The following is a 22,401-nucleotide window of genomic DNA, read 5'->3' on the forward strand; positions in this document are numbered from 1 at the left end:
TCTCAATTCTCGAACAAGAACAATAAAAAAGGCGCTGAATGCGCCTTTTGTCGTTTTAGCCAACTGAAGTTGTTTTTATTTTTCTTGCTCACGTGCAATTGCACGGTAGCCGATATCGTTGCGATGGAACATGCCATCCCAACTGATCTGTTTTGCAAGCTCGTAAGCACGCTGCTGCGCTTCTGATACGTTGTTGCCAAGTGCCGTTGCACAAAGAACGCGACCACCGTTTGTCACGATGTCGCCGTCTTTGTTATCTGTACCAGCATGGAAGACTTTTTCGCCTTCAATTTCAACTTGTGGCAGACCCGAAATTACGTCGCCTTTGTTGTACGCTGCTGGGTAACCACCGGCTGCTAGCACGATACCAATCGATGCTCGTGGATCCCACTTCGATTCCGCTTGATCCAGTTTCTCGTCGATTGCCGCTAGGCACAGATCAACAAGATCCGATTCCATGCGCATCATGATAGGTTGTGTCTCAGGATCACCGAAGCGGCAGTTGTACTCGATTACTTTCGGAGTGCCGTCTTTGTCGATCATCAGACCCGCGTACAAGAAACCAGTGTAAGGGTTACCTTCAGAAGCCATGCCGCGTACCGTTGGGTAAATCACTTCTTCCATAATGCGGTTATGGATTTCCTGTGTTACCACTGGAGCTGGAGAGTATGCACCCATGCCACCGGTGTTAGGACCAGTATCTTTGTCGCCTACGCGTTTGTGGTCTTGGCTGGTGGCCATTGGTAGAACGTTCTCACCATCCACCATCACGATGAAGCTTGCTTCTTCACCATCTAGGAACTCTTCGATAACGACACGACTACCTGCATCACCAAAAGCGTTGCCTGCTAGCATGTCTTTGATTGCGTCTTCAGCTTCTTCTAGCGTCATCGCTACGATAACGCCTTTACCAGCAGCAAGGCCGTCAGCTTTTACGACAATCGGCGCACCTTGTTCACGTACGTAAGCAAGAGCAGGCTCGATTTCAGTGAAGTTCGCGTAGGCACCCGTTGGGATTTGGTGACGAGCAAGGAAGTCTTTGGTAAACGCTTTAGAGCCTTCAAGCTGCGCAGCCGCTTGTGTCGGGCCGAAGATTGGCAAACCTGCTTCGCGGAAAGCATCAACCACACCGATAACCAGTGGTGCTTCAGGGCCAACAATGGTTAGCTCGATAGCTTTCTCTTTTGCAAAAGCAACCAGACCTGCGATGTCTTCTACTGCGATGTTTACGTTCTCTAGTTTAGGCTCTAGTGCTGTACCTGCGTTACCTGGAGCCACGAAGATAGTCTCAACATTTGGGTTTTGTGCCGCTTTCCAACCTAGTGCGTGTTCACGACCACCTGAACCAATGATAAGAATATTCATAATATTTCCCTTGATTTCGCTCCTCCCCTTATTAAGGGGAGGTTGGGAGGGGTAAGTCGTGTACGTACAACAGACCCCCTCTAACTCCCCCTTGGTAAGGGGGAGGACCAAAACTAATTAGTGGCGGAAGTGACGCATACCTGTGAAGATCATCGCCATGCCGTGTTCGTCTGCTGCTGCAATAACTTCGTCATCACGCATCGAACCACCTGGTTGGATAACACACTTGATGCCCGCTTCTGCAGCCGCGTCGATACCGTCACGGAATGGGAAGAATGCATCTGATGCCATTACACAACCTTCAACCTGTAGACCTTCGTCTGCAGCTTTGATGCCTGCGATTTTCGCAGAGTAAACGCGGCTCATTTGGCCAGCGCCTACACCGATAGTCATGTCGCCTTTCGAGTAAACGATCGCGTTAGATTTCACGTATTTCGCTACTTTCCAGCAGAATAGGGCATCTTTCAGCTCTTCTTCTGTTGGCTGGCGCTTAGAAACCACTTTTAGATCGTCTAGGCTTACCATGCCTTGGTCACGGTCTTGAACTAGTAGACCGCCATTCACGCGTTTCACGTCAAAGCCAGTTGTCTTAGTTGTCCATTCGCCACACTCAAGTAGACGTACGTTCTTCTTCGCTGCAACCACTTCAATCGCTTCAGTAGAAACAGAAGGTGCGATGATCACTTCAACGAATTGACGCTCAACAATAGCGGCTGCTGTTTCAGCATCCAGCTCTTGGTTGAATGCAATGATACCGCCGAATGCAGATGTTGGGTCAGTTTGGTAAGCGCGGTTGTACGCTTCTAGGATGTCTTTACCTAGAGCTACACCACATGGGTTTGCGTGCTTTACGATCACACATGCTGGCTCGTTGAACTCTTTCACACACTCAAGTGCAGCGTCAGTGTCTGCGATGTTGTTGTAAGAAAGGGCTTTACCTTGGATTTGGCGAGCAGTAGAAACAGATGCTTCTTGTGGGTTTGCTTCTACGTAGAAAGCTGCGGCTTGGTGGCTGTTCTCACCGTAGCGCATGTCCTGCTTCTTCTCGAATTGCTGGTTGAACGTACGAGGGAATTTAGACTCTTCATCAGCCTTCTTTCCTTCTTCATCAAGTAGAGAGGCACCGTAAGATGGAACCATAGTGCCGAAGTAGTTAGCGATCATGCCGTCGTAAGAAGCCGTGTGTTCGAATGCTGCGATAGCAAGGTCGAAACGAGTCTCTAGTGTTAGAGACTTCTCGTTCGCGTCCATTTCAGCGATAACACGGTCGTAGTCGTGAGCGTTCACCACGATAGTTACGTCTTTGTGGTTTTTCGCTGCAGAGCGAACCATTGTTGGACCACCGATGTCGATGTTCTCAACCGCATCAGCAAGCGTACAGCCTTCTTTAGCAACGGTTTCTGCGAATGGGTATAGGTTAACGACAACCATATCGATAGGGTTGATGCCGTGCTTTTCCATCACGTCATCGTCTTGGCCACGACGACCCAGCACACCACCGTGAACTTTTGGGTGAAGCGTTTTAACGCGACCATCCATCATTTCTGGGAAACCAGTGTAGTCAGAGACTTCAGTTACTGCGATACCTTGCTCTGCAAGTAGACGAGCAGTACCACCAGTAGATAGGATATCGACACCGCGCTCAACAAGAGCTTGTGCAAACTCAACAATACCTGTTTTGTCTGATACGCTGATAAGCGCACGGCGAATAGGACGAGCGTTATTCATGCTTCCATTTTCCTCAAATTCACGGAGTTAAAGATGTTTGCCAAAAATGAACTTGTTTTCACCTCTTGGGGTAAAATATTGGCCAGTTTTGGTAAAGACCTTTGCGGGCGTTTTCATGCTTAGAAAACAGTCTCCACTATTTGATGGCGCGTATTCTAACCAATTTATTACAAAAAAGCTCGCGCAATCGTTTGGCATCTCAAAAATAATTGCAAAAAAGTCGATTTTTAGCTTTAAAGGTAACGAGATAGTTAATAAGGAAAGTTATGTTTCAGATTGGTGAACTGGCAAAACGTTGTGGTGTGACCGCCGATACACTCCGTTTCTATGAGAAAAATGCGTTAATAACACCCGCAGGGCGAAGTGAATCGGGCTATCGCTTATATAACGAAGAGAACCAGAAGCAGGTGCGCTTTATTCTAAAAGCGAAAGAGCTTGGCTTAAGTCTAGAAGAAATAAAAGAGCTGCTAGGGATCAAATTAGAGGCGACAGAACACAGTTGTGCAGAGGTAAAAGCCATCACTTCTGCAAAGTTAACTTTAATTGATGAGAAGATTACTGAACTGAGCAAAATCCGTACTGCTTTAAAGAAGATAAACGACGCGTGTTGTGGGCATAACAACGACGATGCCAGTCATTGTTCTATCCTAGCTGCCCTTGAATAGTCTCATTTTTGCGTCATTTAATTTAAGTTTGCATTTTTGGCGGCTTGCTTTTCTAGGTTCAAGCCGTTTTCCCCCCTATAATCTCGGCTTTAGTCGACTGTAAGAATGTGTAGTCCCCTCTATTCCTAAAGCGACGCTGTCTATCAGATACGAGAGTTTTCATACATGGTTGGAGTCTATTTTCAAATCAATGACTGGGTTTTGAGCGTTGATGAAAATAAGCTGTATCGACAAGACAGGGAAGTTACCGTTGAGCCACGCTTAATAAACCTACTGCATTTTCTTGCTGAGCACGCCAGTGAAGTGTTCAATCGCGAAGAGCTGATCCAATATGTTTGGGCTGGTGCGATTGTGACGGATCAAGTCGTAACACAGTCGATCTTCGAACTGCGCAAACTTCTGCGAGATGGTCGAGAAGAAAACATCAGCTACGTGATCACTGTGCCTAAGCGTGGTTACAAGCTGGTGGCGAATGTGACCCCAATGACACACGAGGAATTCCTTGCAAGCCGTCATTGCGATGCCGAAATTCTTCCTCCTGTTGTTGAAGAAACAGAAGAAGAATTGCCAGAAGCGCCAGCACCAACTATCGCATTCCCTGCAGGGCCTTTAACTCGCGCCGTTTGCGAGATGTCGAAAGAGAAAAAAGCGCCACGTAAACCAAACAAAATCAGCCCTTGGCGATTGGGCTTTATGAACTTCATTTGGATCAGTGTGTTGGTTGTGGTGATGGGGGTGTTTACCTATAAGCAGTCAGAAGTGCGCATCACGCAAGCCATTGATACCCACCTTATTGAGTTCAAGTTTCAAGATAACTTCAGCAAAGAAGGTCGAAGTTATGACTTAGCAGATGGCTTTGCGCAGAAGTTGATGGCTGATGTGGCTCAAGTGAGTGACTATCGTGTCATGCTCAAGAAAGCTTCCTTTACCACGGGTATCGTTCCGGGGAAATCTGTGGTCGTGCGCGTCAAAGAAAATGATGGTGGCAGCTTCCTTGAAGTGGAATACCGCAACAACTCTTCAGAGAAAGTGCTGTTTAGCCGTCAGTACGCATTAACTAACAGCCACTTAAAGTCCGTGATGCAACAAGCGTCTTTGGATTTGATGCGAGTATTGAAAGTACCAGATGCAAAACTGAAGTCCAAAGTGCTGGTGGCGGGTATGCCAATGAACCCAGACGCATTGGAGTTGTTTGTTGAAGCAAACCACTACTTGAACGTATCGGATGCGAATCAATTCCAGCATGGTATCGACTTGATGGAGAAAATCCTCGAGATTGAACCAGATAATGCTTATGTTCAATCGGAGCTGCTCATTGCTTACCATGTGCAAAAAGCACTCGCTCCTGCATTGGAACTAAGAAAGAGTAGGGTTCAACAGTTAAGTGATAAGCTGGAAGCCAACGCTAAGATGATGGTTGGGCCTATTCAGCCACGTATTTATGAAGCACTAGCCTTGCATGAGACGATCACCGGTGACATTGATTTAGCCAAGCGACATTTGAATCAAGCATTGGACGTTCGTGATTCGGTATTGTCTTACGTGATTCGAGGTAAGCACGCCGAGCTGGATGGTGATTTGGATTGGGCAAGTGAGTCCTACAGCGAAGCCTTCTATATTGATACATCCGTAGAGACTTACTTATTGTGCGAGAACTTGGTTTTTCCAAGTAACATGAAGGCGATTGATTACGCCATGTATCGCGCAGTACACCCTTCCGTGGTTCGTATGCTGTAAGCAGTCACAATCTAACAAGTAAAGATATCTTTAGCCCTTCATTTCGGTGAGGGGCTTTTTTGTATCTGCCTCTTGTGTGTGCTTCTTACCTCTATTTCTACTAATAATGCTTGCTATAGAAGAGGAGTGATATGACCCCAATAAAGTAGACACTCAATATTGGAATTTGAGTGCGATGAAAGTAAAAACTGTCCGAAAACATTCAGAAGGTTTCAAGAAACAAGCCGTACAGCAATCTTTAGTTTCTCCTGATACCGTAAAATCAGTGGCGAAATCGTTAGGTATTTCCCCGAGTTTACTGTCCAAATGGAGGGCTGAAATGACCTCTCAAAAACATACAACTCCGACTCTTCCCAACGTGGGACCAGAAAAATCAGTTGTTCAACTAGAAAAAGAAATTCGAAGGTTGAAAAAGCGTCTGGAAATGGCTGAGATGGAGAACGAATTCTTAAAGGAAGCGAAAGCTTACTTCGACAGCCTAAAAGAATAAGATTTGAATACATTTTAAAATATACGAATGTCCAGCGACCAGTAGTAAGGCTGTGCCAATGGCTAGGTGTTTCTCCTGCTGGCTACTATAAGTGGCTCCATCGAAAGCCAAGTGAACGCGAACTAAGAAACGAAAGTTTGCTCGACTTTTTGAAAAAGGAAAGTGATAGGCAGCATTGTATCCCCGGCTATCGAAAGTTGTGGGAAGCCGCGGTTGCTTTCGGTTTTATTTGCAATAAGAAGCGAGTTCAACGGCTATTACAGTTAGTAGGTTATCGTTCTAAAGCCAGTAAAAAGCGCCATGGTCGAGCTCCTAGACAGAAAACACTGATGCCTGCGTACAACCTTCTTAATCGCCAATTTGACGTGAGTAAACCAAATCAAGTTTGGGCTTCTGATATAACTCAAGTTCGATGTAAGGAAGGTTGGAACTACCTTTGTGTCATATTGGATTTGTATTCGAGGAAGGTGGTGGGATGGTCTACAAGTCGCATAAACAATGCTTATTTAGTGCTAAAAACCTTGAGTAAAGCATGGAAGAGTCGTCTACCGGATGGAAGGAAGTTAATGTTTCATTCGGATCAAGGTGTTCAATATCGAGCGATAGAAACCTTACGATGGCTCAGGAAAAAGGCGATTACCGTGAGCATGTCGCGTAAAGGAAACTGTTGGGATAACGCTTGTTCAGAAAGTTTCTTTGCTCAATACAAAAAAGAGTGGATTAGCAATTTAGGAGAGGTATCTCGTCAGGAAATGACAATGCAAAGTCGACTTTATATCGATACATATTACAATCCGGTAAGAAGACATGGGGCTCTAGGTGGAGTGAGCCCCATAGACTTTGAGCTAATGAATTAACCCCCGTGTCTACTTTTAAGGGGTCATTCCAATTCTCTATTCTCTATTCTCTATTCTCTATTCTCACCACGTTGGCATCCTACTTCTTACTTCCTGTCTTAGTGCCGCTTCATATCGAACTTTTGGGTTTCGGCCTTAGCCTTGCGTATTTAAAACCGGTCACGACAACGCAGTTGTTTATGCGTAATAACGCTTGTACTTATGCATCACTGAGTAAAAGAGGAGGGGAAGTTTGATGTAAGTCAATTGGTCAATAAGGGTAGGAAAAGTCTGCATCAACAGTTTGGGTAATCAGGATAGGGTTAGCTTGATGTTGATAGCGGTTGATAAGGTTGATGGAAAATTTGTTGAGGTTGATGTTTTTAGCTTTTCGACATGAGTGCTTTAGTTTTTCATCTTAAGTTGCTGTATATGCTGGCTTTATGTTTTTTAGTTTATCAGGTTTATCTCAACTTTATACCGATGGGCTAATTGTTTTATTGATAACCCCAAGTTTATTTTTTTCCCAGTTTTTGGGCGTAGTCTTCACTTCGAAATTTAGCGAGGTCGAGCAGGTTCTTCCTCATAGCATCTCGCTAATAACCATTCAGTTTGAGTCATGTTGACTCGAGTAGAATAGATTTGGAGATGTTATGTCATCGAATGCGAAAAAAATCGGCCTTATTGCCTGTACGGGTGTCGTAGCCGGTAACATGATGGGTAGTGGTATTGCACTATTACCTTCTAGTCTTGCCTCTGTAGGCTCTGTTTCAATCTTCAGTTGGCTGATCTGTTTGGTCGGTGCACTGAGTCTGGCGTTCGTTTACGCTCGTCTGGCAACCAAAAACCCACAAGAAGGTGGTCCTATCGCTTATGCTGGCGAAGTGTCTCCGGTATTTGGTTTCCAAACGGGCGTTCTTTATTACCACGCGAACTGGATCGGTAACCTGGCTATTGCCATTACAGGTGTTTCTTACCTTTCAGTATTCTTCCCTGTGCTTAATAACCCAATCCCAGCAGGTATTGCGACGATTGCATCGGTATGGATCTTCACTTTCGTCAACCTACTTGGTGGTAGCTGGGTAAGCCGTCTATGTACGCTTGGTCTAGTTCTTATCCTTATCCCAGTTGTTGGTACAGCCGCATTTGGTTGGACGCACTTCGATACTGCGCTTTACAGCCAAAACTGGAACGTATCAGCAGGCACTGACAGCCACGCGGTAGTAACAGCGGTTCTTATCTGTCTATGGTCATTCGTAGGTGTGGAATCAGCAGCGGTATCGACTGGTATGGTAGAAAACCCTAAACGTACCGTACCACTAGCAACTATGTTGGGTACTGGTATCGCAGGTGTGATTTACATCCTATCAACTCAAATGATCAGCGGCATGTTCCCTGCGTCAGAAGTTGCGGCATCAGGTGCGCCATTTGCACTAGCAACCACTGAGCTATTCGGTAGCTGGACAGCACCATTCGTATCAGCATTTACAGCACTAGCATGTTTCACTTCGCTAGGTTCATGGATGATGCTAGTAGGTGAAGCGGGTAAACGCGCAGCAAACGACGGCAACTTCCCTAAAATCTACGGTGAAACTGATAAAAACGGTGTGCCTAAGAAAGGTCTAATCCTTGCGTCAATCAAGATGACTGCGCTAATGGTTGTACTGATGTTCTTCAGCTCTAAAACAGCGCACGCATCAGACCTGTTCAACCAACTAACGACTGACGCAGTTCTACTAACGATGCTGCCTTACTTCTACTCAAGCATTAACTTGATTCGCTTCGAAGGTATGACAACACGCAACGGCTTCGTAATGCTGTTCTCTGGTGTGGCTTGTCTGTTCTGCTTCATCGCACTAGCAGGTGCAGAGGGCGGTACGCTAACAGCAACCTTCATCGTTTCTCTAGTTATCTTGATGTTCTACAGCAAAAAAGCAGGTCTTGCTCAGTACGTGAAAATGCACGCTGACGACATGCCTGCCCAAGCAAGCAACTAATCCCCAAAACGCTGGCACTACGGTGCCAGCCCATAAAACCCAAATTCACGCGGCGCTCACCTTACTCATTGCCTGTAAATGGCAAAGAGCGCCCTCATTCGCCTTGGAGATGTCCAAATGAATATATTCGCTATCTTGAACCACATGGGTGTGTTCTTTAAAGAAGAGCCAGTTCGTCAACTTCACGCTGCTCTTGAGAAAGCGGGCTACGAAGTGGTTTACCCAGTAGATGATAAAGACTTGATCAAAATGATTGAGATGAACCCACGCATTTGCGGTGTGCTGTTCGACTGGGATAAATACTCACTAGAGCTATGTGAACGTATCAGCCAAATCAACGAAAAACTGCCTGTTCACGCATTTGCTAACGAACAGTCTACTCTAGACATTTCACTAACAGACCTACGTCTAAACGTGAGCTTCTTCGAGTACGCTTTAGGTATGGCTGACGACATCGCTATCAAAATCAACCAAGCGACTGAGGCATATAAAGATGCCATCATGCCTCCATTCACTAAAGCGCTATTCAAATACGTAGAAGAAGGTAAATACACCTTCTGTACTCCAGGTCACATGGGTGGTACTGCATTCCAGAAAAGCCCTGCTGGTAGCATCTTCTACGATTTTTATGGTCCAAACACATTTAAAGCGGACGTATCAATCTCAATGCCTGAGCTAGGTTCTCTACTAGACCACTCAGGTCCACATAAAGATGCAGAAGAATACATCGCACGTACATTCAATGCAGACAGCTCGTACATCGTAACTAACGGTACGTCTACATCGAACAAAATCGTTGGTATGTACTCAGCACCTGCGGGCAGCACAGTACTGATTGACCGTAACTGTCACAAATCTCTGACTCACCTAATGATGATGAGCGACGTGACACCAATCTACTTCCGCCCAACTCGTAACGCATACGGCATCCTTGGTGGTATTCCACAAAGCGAATTCAGCCGCGATGTCATTGCAGAGAAAGTGGCGAAAACACCAGGTGCAACAGCACCAACTTACGCAGTAGTGACTAACTCAACTTACGATGGCTTGCTGTACAACACACAATTCATCAAAGAGTCGCTAGATTGTAAACACATTCACTTCGACAGTGCTTGGGTGCCTTACACTAACTTCAACCCAATTTACGAAGGTAAATGTGGTATGAGTGGTGAAGCGATGCCAGGCAAAGTGTTCTACGAAACACAATCAACACACAAACTGTTGGCAGCGTTCTCACAAGCTTCAATGATTCACGTGAAAGGTGACTTTGATAAAGAATCTTTCAACGAAGCATTCATGATGCACACTTCAACTTCACCTCAGTACGGCATTGTTGCTTCTACTGAAACTGCAGCGGCAATGATGCGCGGCAACACTGGTAAGAAGTTAATGCAAGACTCTATCGATCGCGCAATCCGCTTCCGTAAAGAGATCAAACGCCTAGAAGCAGAAAGTGACAGCTGGTTCTTCGATGTGTGGCAACCAGAAAACATCGATACCACAGAATGTTGGAAACTAGACCCTAGCGACACATGGCACGGCTTCAAGAACATGGATGACAACCACATGTATCTTGATCCAATCAAAGTAACGCTATTGACTCCTGGGATGAATAAAGAAGGCGAACTAGAAGAATCAGGTATTCCTGCTTCGCTGGTGGCTAAATTCCTAGACGAGCGCGGCATCGTGGTAGAGAAAACAGGTCCATACAACTTGTTGTTCCTATTCTCTATCGGTATCGACAAATCAAAAGCAATGCAATTGCTACGTGGTCTAACTGAATTTAAACGTGGCTACGACTTGAACCTAACCATCAAGAGCTTCCTACCTTCGCTATACAACGAAGACCCAAGCTTCTATGAAGGCATGCGCGTTCAAGAACTAGCACAAGCAATTCATGACCTAACTAAGAAATACAACCTACCAGAGCTAATGTACAAAGCGTTCGATGTACTTCCAGAAATGAAAGTAACACCACACGCAGCATGGCAAGAAGAGCTTCGTGGCAACATCGAAGAAATCAAACTGGAAGAAATGGTTGGCCGCGTAAGTGCGAACATGATCCTTCCTTACCCTCCAGGTGTGCCACTAGTACTTCCTGGTGAAATGGTGACTCAAGAGTCTCGCCCTGTGTTGGACTTCCTAGAGATGCTTTGTGAGATCGGTGCGCATTACCCAGGTTTCGAAACCGACATCCACGGTCTATACCAACAAAAAGATGGTAGCTACACCGTAAAAGTATTGAAGAACTAAGTTCCTCTCGAAGATGACGCCATTGGGAATGCAAGCATGCTCCACTCTTACGAGCTCAATGCGTCATCGAACAATAACGACATTTAGATATACCCCTAACTAATCTGTCGTAAAGAGAAGGGCAAGGATGCTCTGATCTTTTCTTCTATATAGAAGAAACACTTTTCCAAGACTTCACCTGAAGTACCCCAAATAAAAAGCAAAGACCAAAAGAGCAGTTCGTCATCGTTCTGCTCTTTTTTTCATCTTTATATCGATAGAAAGAGAAAAAAGAACCAAGAGAGATAAGATCAGCAACCGAAATTACAAAGAAATAGGCGATCTCTTAATGCGGAAGTCAGGTATTTCTTCATGAAAAGATCCTCTACAACCCGAAATATTAGCCAAGATCGTTGAGTATCTATGCAGAATGCTCGTTATTTGTGCGGTTGAAAGTTTTTTTGAAAAAAACGCTTGTGCTAATTTCTCAACCCCCTATACTGCGCATCCACCGACACGGAGTGAGACGAAAGTCACACAGCGAGTCGGGAAGAGAGAAAAAAGAATTTGAAAAAAATGCTTGACTCTCTCACGGTGTGAAGTAAGATACGCACCCCTAACGACGAGCAACTAAGTTGCTGAAAATGTTAGAAAAGCTCTTTAAAAATAAGAACCTATCAATCTGTGTGGGCACTCGTTGATGATAATCCAATTAGATACCTCGGTATCAAATTAGGTTTCAATGAAACGAAGTGACCATTGAGTCGAAAGACTCAGCACAGTCAATTCAAACATTACTTATGTAATGTTCAGTATTCATTGAGCCGACAAAATCTTAAATTGAAGAGTTTGATCATGGCTCAGATTGAACGCTGGCGGCAGGCCTAACACATGCAAGTCGAGCGGAAACGAGTTATCTGAACCTTCGGGGAACGATAACGGCGTCGAGCGGCGGACGGGTGAGTAATGCCTAGGAAATTGCCCTGATGTGGGGGATAACCATTGGAAACGATGGCTAATACCGCATAATGCCTACGGGCCAAAGAGGGGGACCTTCGGGCCTCTCGCGTCAGGATATGCCTAGGTGGGATTAGCTAGTTGGTGAGGTAATGGCTCACCAAGGCGACGATCCCTAGCTGGTCTGAGAGGATGATCAGCCACACTGGAACTGAGACACGGTCCAGACTCCTACGGGAGGCAGCAGTGGGGAATATTGCACAATGGGCGCAAGCCTGATGCAGCCATGCCGCGTGTGTGAAGAAGGCCTTCGGGTTGTAAAGCACTTTCAGTCGTGAGGAAGGTAGTGTAGTTAATAGCTGCATTATTTGACGTTAGCGACAGAAGAAGCACCGGCTAACTCCGTGCCAGCAGCCGCGGTAATACGGAGGGTGCGAGCGTTAATCGGAATTACTGGGCGTAAAGCGCATGCAGGTGGTTTGTTAAGTCAGATGTGAAAGCCCGGGGCTCAACCTCGGAATAGCATTTGAAACTGGCAGACTAGAGTACTGTAGAGGGGGGTAGAATTTCAGGTGTAGCGGTGAAATGCGTAGAGATCTGAAGGAATACCGGTGGCGAAGGCGGCCCCCTGGACAGATACTGACACTCAGATGCGAAAGCGTGGGGAGCAAACAGGATTAGATACCCTGGTAGTCCACGCCGTAAACGATGTCTACTTGGAGGTTGTGGCCTTGAGCCGTGGCTTTCGGAGCTAACGCGTTAAGTAGACCGCCTGGGGAGTACGGTCGCAAGATTAAAACTCAAATGAATTGACGGGGGCCCGCACAAGCGGTGGAGCATGTGGTTTAATTCGATGCAACGCGAAGAACCTTACCTACTCTTGACATCCAGAGAACTTTCCAGAGATGGATTGGTGCCTTCGGGAACTCTGAGACAGGTGCTGCATGGCTGTCGTCAGCTCGTGTTGTGAAATGTTGGGTTAAGTCCCGCAACGAGCGCAACCCTTATCCTTGTTTGCCAGCGAGTAATGTCGGGAACTCCAGGGAGACTGCCGGTGATAAACCGGAGGAAGGTGGGGACGACGTCAAGTCATCATGGCCCTTACGAGTAGGGCTACACACGTGCTACAATGGCGCATACAGAGGGCAGCAAGCTAGCGATAGTGAGCGAATCCCAAAAAGTGCGTCGTAGTCCGGATTGGAGTCTGCAACTCGACTCCATGAAGTCGGAATCGCTAGTAATCGTGGATCAGAATGCCACGGTGAATACGTTCCCGGGCCTTGTACACACCGCCCGTCACACCATGGGAGTGGGCTGCAAAAGAAGTAGGTAGTTTAACCTTCGGGAGGACGCTTACCACTTTGTGGTTCATGACTGGGGTGAAGTCGTAACAAGGTAGCGCTAGGGGAACCTGGCGCTGGATCACCTCCTTAAACGATGATTACTCACGATGAGTGTCCACACAGATTGATACGGTTTATAAGTAAAAGAGACGATACTGGGTCTGTAGCTCAGGTGGTTAGAGCGTTCGCCTGATAAGCGAGAGGTCGGTGGTTCGAGTCCACTCAGACCCACCAATTTCTTTTGAGATTGGTATGCAGTATCGACACCTTGATGGGGCTATAGCTCAGCTGGGAGAGCGCCTGCCTTGCACGCAGGAGGTCTGCGGTTCGATCCCGCATAGCTCCACCATCTTTAAGCATTCTTACGAGTGTGTTTAAAAATGGTTTCATCAGAAAATCTAGCTCTTTAACAATTTGGAAAGCTGACAAAACAATCTTTAAGATTGTTTGTAAAGTTCTCAATGTTTGTCTTTATGACAAACACCAAAAAACACATTCAAGTGTTCTTGGGAATATCACTTTTAAGTGATTATTCGAAATTGAGTCCGGCAAAATCGAAATGTCTCTCGCTCATTCAAATAATGAGAGACAACTTTGGTGATTTGAACATCAACTCGAAACTCCTTCGGGTTGTATGGTTAAGTGACTAAGCGTACACGGTGGATGCCTTGGCAGTCAGAGGCGATGAAGGACGTATTAACTTGCGATAAGCCCAGATTAGGTAGTAAAAACCATTTGAGTCTGGGATTTCCGAATGGGGAAACCCACTTACATAAGTAAGTATCGCTGCGTGAATACATAGCGCAGCGAGGCGAACCGGGGGAACTGAAACATCTAAGTACCCCGAGGAAAAGAAATCAACCGAGATTCCGAAAGTAGCGGCGAGCGAAATTGGACTAGCCCTTAAGCTTTTTATGCGTCAGGTGAAACTTCTGGAAAGTTGTGCGATACAGGGTGATAGCCCCGTAACCGGCAACGCATATAAAGTGAAATCGAGTAGGGCGGGACACGTGATATCCTGTCTGAATATGGGGGGACCATCCTCCAAGGCTAAATACTACTGACTGACCGATAGTGAACCAGTACCGTGAGGGAAAGGCGAAAAGAACCCCTGTGAGGGGAGTGAAATAGAACCTGAAACCGTGTACGTACAAGCAGTAGGAGCACCTTCGTGGTGTGACTGCGTACCTTTTGTATAATGGGTCAGCGACTTATATTCAGTGGCAAGGTTAACCATCTAGGGGAGCCGTAGCGAAAGCGAGTGTTAACTGCGCGACTCAGTCGCTGGATATAGACCCGAAACCAGGTGATCTAGCCATGGGCAGGTTGAAGATTGAGTAACATCAATTGGAGGACCGAACCGACTAATGTTGAAAAATTAGCGGATGACTTGTGGCTAGGGGTGAAAGGCCAATCAAACCTGGAGATAGCTGGTTCTCCCCGAAAGCTATTTAGGTAGCGCCTCGGACGAATACTACTGGGGGTAGAGCACTGTTAAGGCTAGGGGGTCATCCCGACTTACCAACCCTTTGCAAACTCCGAATACCAGTAAGTACTATCCGGGAGACACACGGCGGGTGCTAACGTCCGTCGTGGAGAGGGAAACAACCCAGACCGCCAGCTAAGGTCCCAAATTACTACTAAGTGGGAAACGATGTGGGAAGGCTCAGACAGCCAGGATGTTGGCTTAGAAGCAGCCATCATTTAAAGAAAGCGTAATAGCTCACTGGTCGAGTCGGCCTGCGCGGAAGATGTAACGGGGCTAAGTAGTAAACCGAAGCTGCGGCAATGCACTTTAGTGCATTGGGTAGGGGAGCGTTCTGTAAGCGGTTGAAGGTGTGTGGTAACGCATGCTGGACGTATCAGAAGTGCGAATGCTGACATGAGTAACGATAAAGGGGGTGAAAAACCTCCTCGCCGGAAGACCAAGGGTTCCTGTCCAACGTTAATCGGGGCAGGGTAAGTCGACCCCTAAGGCGAGGCCGAAAGGCGTAGTCGATGGGAAACGGGTTAATATTCCCGTACTTCTTACAATTGCGATGGGGGGACGGAGAAGGCTAGGTGGGCCTGGCGACGGTTGTCCAGGTTCAAGTGCGTAGGCTGAGAAATTAGGTAAATCCGGTTTCTCTTAAGGCTGAGACACGACGTCGAGCTACTACGGTAGTGAAGTCATTGATGCCATGCTTCCAGGAAAAGCCTCTAAGCTTCAGATTGTAAGGAATCGTACCCCAAACCGACACAGGTGGTCGGGTAGAGAATACCAAGGCGCTTGAGAGAACTCGGGTGAAGGAACTAGGCAAAATGGTACCGTAACTTCGGGAGAAGGTACGCTCTTGATGGTGAAGTCCCTTGCGGATGGAGCTGACGAGAGTCGCAGATACCAGGTGGCTGCAACTGTTTATTAAAAACACAGCACTGTGCAAAATCGTAAGATGACGTATACGGTGTGACGCCTGCCCGGTGCCGGAAGGTTAATTGATGGGGTTAGACTTCGGTCGAAGCTCTTGATCGAAGCCCCGGTAAACGGCGGCCGTAACTATAACGGTCCTAAGGTAGCGAAATTCCTTGTCGGGTAAGTTCCGACCTGCACGAATGGCGTAATGATGGCCACGCTGTCTCCACCCGAGACTCAGTGAAATTGAAATCGCTGTGAAGATGCAGTGTACCCGCGGCTAGACGGAAAGACCCCGTGAACCTTTACTACAGCTTGGCACTGAACATTGACCCTACATGTGTAGGATAGGTGGGAGGCTTTGAAGCAAGTACGCCAGTATTTGTGGAGCCGTCCTTGAAATACCACCCTTGTAGTGTTGATGTTCTAACGTCGACCCCTTATCGGGGTTGCGGACAGTGCCTGGTGGGTAGTTTGACTGGGGCGGTCTCCTCCCAAAGAGTAACGGAGGAGCACGAAGGTGGGCTAATCACGGTTGGACATCGTGAGGTTAGTGCAATGGCATAAGCCCGCTTGACTGCGAGAATGACAATTCGAGCAGGTGCGAAAGCAGGTCATAGTGATCCGGTGGTTCTGAATGGAAGGGCCATCGCTCAACGGATAAAAGGTACTCCGGGGATAACAGGCTGATACCGCCCAAGAGTTCATATCGACGGCGGTGTTTGGCACCTCGATGTCGGCTCATCACATCCTGGGGCTGAAGTCGGTCCCAAGGGTATGGCTGTTCGCCATTTAAAGTGGTACGCGAGCTGGGTTTAGAACGTCGTGAGACAGTTCGGTCCCTATCTGCCGTGGGCGTTGGAAGATTGAAGGGGGCTGCTCCTAGTACGAGAGGACCGGAGTGGACGAACCTCTGGTGTTCGGGTTGTGTCGCCAGACGCATTGCCCGGTAGCTAAGTTCGGAATCGATAACCGCTGAAAGCATCTAAGCGGGAAGCGAGCCCTGAGATGAGTCTTCCCTGATACTTTAAGTATCCTAAAGGGTTGTTCGAGACTAGAACGTTGATAGGCAGGGTGTGTAAGCGTTGTGAGGCGTTGAGCTAACCTGTACTAATTGCCCGTGAGGCTTAACCATACAACACCCAAGGGGTTTTGATGGACTCAATGTAAGAACATTGAATGTGTATAAATAGAACTTAACATCAGTTTTCCGAATTAAAGAATTTGCTTGGCGACCATAGCGATTTGGACCCACCTGACTTCCATTCCGAACTCAGAAGTGAAACGAATTAGCGTCGATGGTAGTGTGGGGCTTCCCCATGTGAGAGTAGAACATCGCCAGGCTTTATTTCGCACTTGCTTAAGATTTAAGCAAGTCACCATAAAGTTCTAAATTATTTTAGAGTTTTATGTTGACTTTCAAAGTGGAAAGCGTATTATACGCACCTCGCTTAAGTGCTAAGGCACTGAAAGCCAAGCTCTTTAACAATATAGACCTATCAATCTGTGTGGGCACTCGTTGATGATAATCCAATTAGATACCTCGGTATCAAATTAGGTTTCAATGAAACGAAGTGACCATTGAATCGAAAGATTCAGCACAGTCAATTCAAACATTACTTATGTAATGTTCAGTATTCATTGAGCCGAACAAAATCTTAAATTGAAGAGTTTGATCATGGCTCAGATTGAACGCTGGCGGCAGGCCTAACACATGCAAGTCGAGCGGAAACGAGTTATCTGAACCTTCGGGGAACGATAACGGCGTCGAGCGGCGGACGGGTGAGTAATGCCTAGGAAATTGCCCTGATGTGGGGGATAACCATTGGAAACGATGGCTAATACCGCATAATGCCTACGGGCCAAAGAGGGGGACCTTCGGGCCTCTCGCGTCAGGATATGCCTAGGTGGGATTAGCTAGTTGGTGAGGTAATGGCTCACCAAGGCGACGATCCCTAGCTGGTCTGAGAGGATGATCAGCCACACTGGAACTGAGACACGGTCCAGACTCCTACGGGAGGCAGCAGTGGGGAATATTGCACAATGGGCGCAAGCCTGATGCAGCCATGCCGCGTGTGTGAAGAAGGCCTTCGGGTTGTAAAGCACTTTCAGTCGTGAGGAAGGTAGTGTAGTTAATAGCTGCATTATTTGACGTTAGCGACAGAAGAAGCACCGGCTAACTCCGTGCCAGCAGCCGCGGTAATACGGAGGGTGCGAGCGTTAATCGGAATTACTGGGCGTAAAGCGCATGCAGGTGGTTTGTTAAGTCAGATGTGAAAGCCCGGGGCTCAACCTCGGAATAGCATTTGAAACTGGCAGACTAGAGTACTGTAGAGGGGGGTAGAATTTCAGGTGTAGCGGTGAAATGCGTAGAGATCTGAAGGAATACCGGTGGCGAAGGCGGCCCCCTGGACAGATACTGACACTCAGATGCGAAAGCGTGGGGAGCAAACAGGATTAGATACCCTGGTAGTCCACGCCGTAAACGATGTCTACTTGGAGGTTGTGGCCTTGAGCCGTGGCTTTCGGAGCTAACGCGTTAAGTAGACCGCCTGGGGAGTACGGTCGCAAGATTAAAACTCAAATGAATTGACGGGGGCCCGCACAAGCGGTGGAGCATGTGGTTTAATTCGATGCAACGCGAAGAACCTTACCTACTCTTGACATCCAGAGAACTTTCCAGAGATGGATTGGTGCCTTCGGGAACTCTGAGACAGGTGCTGCATGGCTGTCGTCAGCTCGTGTTGTGAAATGTTGGGTTAAGTCCCGCAACGAGCGCAACCCTTATCCTTGTTTGCCAGCGAGTAATGTCGGGAACTCCAGGGAGACTGCCGGTGATAAACCGGAGGAAGGTGGGGACGACGTCAAGTCATCATGGCCCTTACGAGTAGGGCTACACACGTGCTACAATGGCGCATACAGAGGGCAGCAAGCTAGCGATAGTGAGCGAATCCCAAAAAGTGCGTCGTAGTCCGGATTGGAGTCTGCAACTCGACTCCATGAAGTCGGAATCGCTAGTAATCGTGGATCAGAATGCCACGGTGAATACGTTCCCGGGCCTTGTACACACCGCCCGTCACACCATGGGAGTGGGCTGCAAAAGAAGTAGGTAGTTTAACCTTCGGGAGGACGCTTACCACTTTGTGGTTCATGACTGGGGTGAAGTCGTAACAAGGTAGCGCTAGGGGAACCTGGCGCTGGATCACCTCCTTAAACGATGATTACTCACGATGAGTGTCCACACAGATTGATACGGTTTATAAGTAAAAGAGACGATACTGGGTCTGTAGCTCAGGTGGTTAGAGCGTTCGCCTGATAAGCGAGAGGTCGGTGGTTCGAGTCCACTCAGACCCACCAATTTCTTTTGAGATTGGTATGCAGTATCGACACCTTGATGGGGCTATAGCTCAGCTGGGAGAGCGCCTGCCTTGCACGCAGGAGGTCTGCGGTTCGATCCCGCATAGCTCCACCATCTTTAAGCATTCTTACGAGTGTGTTTAAAAATGGTTTCATCAGAAAATCTAGCTCTTTAACAATTTGGAAAGCTGACAAAACAATCTTTAAGATTGTTTGTAAAGTTCTCAATGTTTGTCTTTATGACAAACACCAAAAAACACATTCAAGTGTTCTTGGGAATATCACTTTTAAGTGATTATTCGAAATTGAGTCCGGCAAAATCGAAATGTCTCTCGCTCATTCAAATAATGAGAGACAACTTTGGTGATTTGAACATCAACTCGAAACTCCTTCGGGTTGTATGGTTAAGTGACTAAGCGTACACGGTGGATGCCTTGGCAGTCAGAGGCGATGAAGGACGTATTAACTTGCGATAAGCCCAGATTAGGTAGTAAAAACCATTTGAGTCTGGGATTTCCGAATGGGGAAACCCACTTACATAAGTAAGTATCGCTGCGTGAATACATAGCGCAGCGAGGCGAACCGGGGGAACTGAAACATCTAAGTACCCCGAGGAAAAGAAATCAACCGAGATTCCGAAAGTAGCGGCGAGCGAAATTGGACTAGCCCTTAAGCTTTTTATGCGTCAGGTGAAACTTCTGGAAAGTTGTGCGATACAGGGTGATAGCCCCGTAACCGGCAACGCATATAAAGTGAAATCGAGTAGGGCGGGACACGTGATATCCTGTCTGAATATGGGGGGACCATCCTCCAAGGCTAAATACTACTGACTGACCGATAGTGAACCAGTACCGTGAGGGAAAGGCGAAAAGAACCCCTGTGAGGGGAGTGAAATAGAACCTGAAACCGTGTACGTACAAGCAGTAGGAGCACCTTCGTGGTGTGACTGCGTACCTTTTGTATAATGGGTCAGCGACTTATATTCAGTGGCAAGGTTAACCATCTAGGGGAGCCGTAGCGAAAGCGAGTGTTAACTGCGCGACTCAGTCGCTGGATATAGACCCGAAACCAGGTGATCTAGCCATGGGCAGGTTGAAGATTGAGTAACATCAATTGGAGGACCGAACCGACTAATGTTGAAAAATTAGCGGATGACTTGTGGCTAGGGGTGAAAGGCCAATCAAACCTGGAGATAGCTGGTTCTCCCCGAAAGCTATTTAGGTAGCGCCTCGGACGAATACTACTGGGGGTAGAGCACTGTTAAGGCTAGGGGGTCATCCCGACTTACCAACCCTTTGCAAACTCCGAATACCAGTAAGTACTATCCGGGAGACACACGGCGGGTGCTAACGTCCGTCGTGGAGAGGGAAACAACCCAGACCGCCAGCTAAGGTCCCAAATTACTACTAAGTGGGAAACGATGTGGGAAGGCTCAGACAGCCAGGATGTTGGCTTAGAAGCAGCCATCATTTAAAGAAAGCGTAATAGCTCACTGGTCGAGTCGGCCTGCGCGGAAGATGTAACGGGGCTAAGTAGTAAACCGAAGCTGCGGCAATGCACTTTAGTGCATTGGGTAGGGGAGCGTTCTGTAAGCGGTTGAAGGTGTGTGGTAACGCATGCTGGACGTATCAGAAGTGCGAATGCTGACATGAGTAACGATAAAGGGGGTGAAAAACCTCCTCGCCGGAAGACCAAGGGTTCCTGTCCAACGTTAATCGGGGCAGGGTAAGTCGACCCCTAAGGCGAGGCCGAAAGGCGTAGTCGATGGGAAACGGGTTAATATTCCCGTACTTCTTACAATTGCGATGGGGGGACGGAGAAGGCTAGGTGGGCCTGGCGACGGTTGTCCAGGTTCAAGTGCGTAGGCTGAGAAATTAGGTAAATCCGGTTTCTCTTAAGGCTGAGACACGACGTCGAGCTACTACGGTAGTGAAGTCATTGATGCCATGCTTCCAGGAAAAGCCTCTAAGCTTCAGATTGTAAGGAATCGTACCCCAAACCGACACAGGTGGTCGGGTAGAGAATACCAAGGCGCTTGAGAGAACTCGGGTGAAGGAACTAGGCAAAATGGTACCGTAACTTCGGGAGAAGGTACGCTCTTGATGGTGAAGTCCCTTGCGGATGGAGCTGACGAGAGTCGCAGATACCAGGTGGCTGCAACTGTTTATTAAAAACACAGCACTGTGCAAAATCGTAAGATGACGTATACGGTGTGACGCCTGCCCGGTGCCGGAAGGTTAATTGATGGGGTTAGACTTCGGTCGAAGCTCTTGATCGAAGCCCCGGTAAACGGCGGCCGTAACTATAACGGTCCTAAGGTAGCGAAATTCCTTGTCGGGTAAGTTCCGACCTGCACGAATGGCGTAATGATGGCCACGCTGTCTCCACCCGAGACTCAGTGAAATTGAAATCGCTGTGAAGATGCAGTGTACCCGCGGCTAGACGGAAAGACCCCGTGAACCTTTACTACAGCTTGGCACTGAACATTGACCCTACATGTGTAGGATAGGTGGGAGGCTTTGAAGCAAGTACGCCAGTATTTGTGGAGCCGTCCTTGAAATACCACCCTTGTAGTGTTGATGTTCTAACGTCGACCCCTAATCGGGGTTGCGGACAGTGCCTGGTGGGTAGTTTGACTGGGGCGGTCTCCTCCCAAAGAGTAACGGAGGAGCACGAAGGTGGGCTAATCACGGTTGGACATCGTGAGGTTAGTGCAATGGCATAAGCCCGCTTGACTGCGAGAATGACAATTCGAGCAGGTGCGAAAGCAGGTCATAGTGATCCGGTGGTTCTGAATGGAAGGGCCATCGCTCAACGGATAAAAGGTACTCCGGGGATAACAGGCTGATACCGCCCAAGAGTTCATATCGACGGCGGTGTTTGGCACCTCGATGTCGGCTCATCACATCCTGGGGCTGAAGTCGGTCCCAAGGGTATGGCTGTTCGCCATTTAAAGTGGTACGCGAGCTGGGTTTAGAACGTCGTGAGACAGTTCGGTCCCTATCTGCCGTGGGCGTTGGAAGATTGAAGGGGGCTGCTCCTAGTACGAGAGGACCGGAGTGGACGAACCTCTGGTGTTCGGGTTGTGTCGCCAGACGCATTGCCCGGTAGCTAAGTTCGGAATCGATAACCGCTGAAAGCATCTAAGCGGGAAGCGAGCCCTGAGATGAGTCTTCCCTGATACTTTAAGTATCCTAAAGGGTTGTTCGAGACTAGAACGTTGATAGGCAGGGTGTGTAAGCGTTGTGAGGCGTTGAGCTAACCTGTACTAATTGCCCGTGAGGCTTAACCATACAACACCC

General features: G+C 47.6%; 7 protein-coding genes, 4 tRNA genes and 5 rRNA genes. 14 read left to right on the forward strand and 2 right to left on the reverse strand.

Annotation, left to right across the window (positions count from 1 at the left end; all coding sequences use genetic code 11):
* Nucleotides 1-75: 75 nt before the first annotated feature.
* Both purD and purH read right to left on the reverse strand, forming a co-directional pair.
* Nucleotides 76-1,365 (reverse strand): phosphoribosylamine--glycine ligase, encoded by a 1,290-nt coding sequence (purD, locus tag KJB05_RS01095; protein ID WP_208445604.1) that lies wholly within the window; start codon nucleotides 1,363-1,365, stop codon nucleotides 76-78.
* Between the two features lie 117 nt (nucleotides 1,366-1,482).
* Nucleotides 1,483-3,093 carry a bifunctional phosphoribosylaminoimidazolecarboxamide formyltransferase/IMP cyclohydrolase gene (purH, locus tag KJB05_RS01100; protein WP_208445603.1) on the reverse strand — a complete coding sequence of 537 codons (1,611 nt, stop codon included), beginning with the start codon at nucleotides 3,091-3,093 and terminating at the stop codon, nucleotides 1,483-1,485.
* Between the two features lie 266 nt (nucleotides 3,094-3,359).
* Here purH and zntR point away from each other — a divergent pair, with 266 nt between their 5' ends.
* The 14 genes from zntR to KJB05_RS01170 all read left to right on the forward strand — a co-directional run bounded on the left by zntR (nucleotide 3,360) and on the right by KJB05_RS01170 (nucleotide 22,392).
* Nucleotides 3,360-3,758 carry a Zn(2+)-responsive transcriptional regulator gene (gene zntR / locus KJB05_RS01105; RefSeq protein WP_208445602.1) on the forward strand — a complete coding sequence of 133 codons (399 nt, stop codon included), beginning with the start codon at nucleotides 3,360-3,362 and terminating at the stop codon, nucleotides 3,756-3,758.
* A 165-nt stretch (nucleotides 3,759-3,923) separates the two neighbouring features.
* Nucleotides 3,924-5,495 carry a lysine decarboxylation/transport transcriptional activator CadC gene (cadC, locus tag KJB05_RS01110; protein ID WP_208445601.1) on the forward strand — a complete coding sequence of 524 codons (1,572 nt, stop codon included), beginning with the start codon at nucleotides 3,924-3,926 and terminating at the stop codon, nucleotides 5,493-5,495.
* A gap of 175 nt (nucleotides 5,496-5,670) precedes the next feature.
* Nucleotides 5,671-6,842 (forward strand): IS3 family transposase gene (locus tag KJB05_RS01115; protein ID WP_208445600.1). Its coding sequence is split into 2 segments (ribosomal slippage): nucleotides 5,671-5,953 and nucleotides 5,953-6,842, totalling 1,173 coding nucleotides; the frame shifts between segments, so codons are not numbered across the junction.
* 632 nt (nucleotides 6,843-7,474) lie between these two features.
* Nucleotides 7,475-8,818 carry a cadaverine/lysine antiporter gene (gene cadB / locus KJB05_RS01120; protein ID WP_005434864.1) on the forward strand — a complete coding sequence of 448 codons (1,344 nt, stop codon included), beginning with the start codon at nucleotides 7,475-7,477 and terminating at the stop codon, nucleotides 8,816-8,818.
* 117 nt (nucleotides 8,819-8,935) lie between these two features.
* On the forward strand, nucleotides 8,936-11,071 hold the full coding sequence (locus KJB05_RS01125; RefSeq protein ID WP_017635553.1) for a lysine decarboxylase CadA: 2,136 nt from the start codon (nucleotides 8,936-8,938) through the stop codon (nucleotides 11,069-11,071).
* An 816-nt stretch (nucleotides 11,072-11,887) separates the two neighbouring features.
* Nucleotides 11,888-13,440, forward strand: a 16S ribosomal RNA gene (locus KJB05_RS01130).
* Between the two features lie 67 nt (nucleotides 13,441-13,507).
* Nucleotides 13,508-13,584 (forward strand) — tRNA-Ile (locus tag KJB05_RS01135).
* Nucleotides 13,585-13,623: 39 nt separating this feature from the next.
* A tRNA-Ala gene (locus KJB05_RS01140) sits at nucleotides 13,624-13,699 on the forward strand.
* Nucleotides 13,700-13,986: 287 nt separating this feature from the next.
* A 23S ribosomal RNA gene (locus KJB05_RS01145) occupies nucleotides 13,987-16,877 on the forward strand.
* Nucleotides 16,878-16,969: 92 nt separating this feature from the next.
* A 5S ribosomal RNA gene (gene rrf, locus KJB05_RS01150) occupies nucleotides 16,970-17,086 on the forward strand.
* Between the two features lie 316 nt (nucleotides 17,087-17,402).
* A 16S ribosomal RNA gene (locus KJB05_RS01155) occupies nucleotides 17,403-18,955 on the forward strand.
* A 67-nt stretch (nucleotides 18,956-19,022) separates the two neighbouring features.
* A tRNA-Ile gene (locus tag KJB05_RS01160) sits at nucleotides 19,023-19,099 on the forward strand.
* 39 nt (nucleotides 19,100-19,138) lie between these two features.
* Nucleotides 19,139-19,214: transfer RNA gene (locus KJB05_RS01165), tRNA-Ala, on the forward strand.
* Nucleotides 19,215-19,501: 287 nt separating this feature from the next.
* Nucleotides 19,502-22,392, forward strand: a 23S ribosomal RNA gene (locus KJB05_RS01170).
* Together the 16S, 23S and 5S rRNA genes with 4 tRNA genes alongside form the textbook arrangement of a ribosomal RNA operon.
* The last annotated feature ends 9 nt before the right edge of the window (nucleotides 22,393-22,401 follow it).

The organism is Vibrio sp. B1ASS3 (genome assembly GCF_905175355.1).
GTDB lineage: Bacteria > Pseudomonadota > Gammaproteobacteria > Enterobacterales > Vibrionaceae > Vibrio > Vibrio owensii.

Coding starts and splice junctions, on each gene's coding strand:
- purD (WP_208445604.1), bottom strand. CDS start 1,365: ATGAATATTCTTATCATTGGTTCAGGTGGTCGTGAACACGCACTAGGT.
- purH (WP_208445603.1), bottom strand. CDS start 3,093: ATGAATAACGCTCGTCCTATTCGCCGTGCGCTTATCAGCGTATCAGAC.
- zntR (WP_208445602.1), top strand. CDS start 3,360: ATGTTTCAGATTGGTGAACTGGCAAAACGTTGTGGTGTGACCGCCGAT.
- cadC (WP_208445601.1), top strand. CDS start 3,924: ATGGTTGGAGTCTATTTTCAAATCAATGACTGGGTTTTGAGCGTTGAT.
- cadB (WP_005434864.1), top strand. CDS start 7,475: ATGTCATCGAATGCGAAAAAAATCGGCCTTATTGCCTGTACGGGTGTC.
- KJB05_RS01125 (WP_017635553.1), top strand. CDS start 8,936: ATGAATATATTCGCTATCTTGAACCACATGGGTGTGTTCTTTAAAGAA.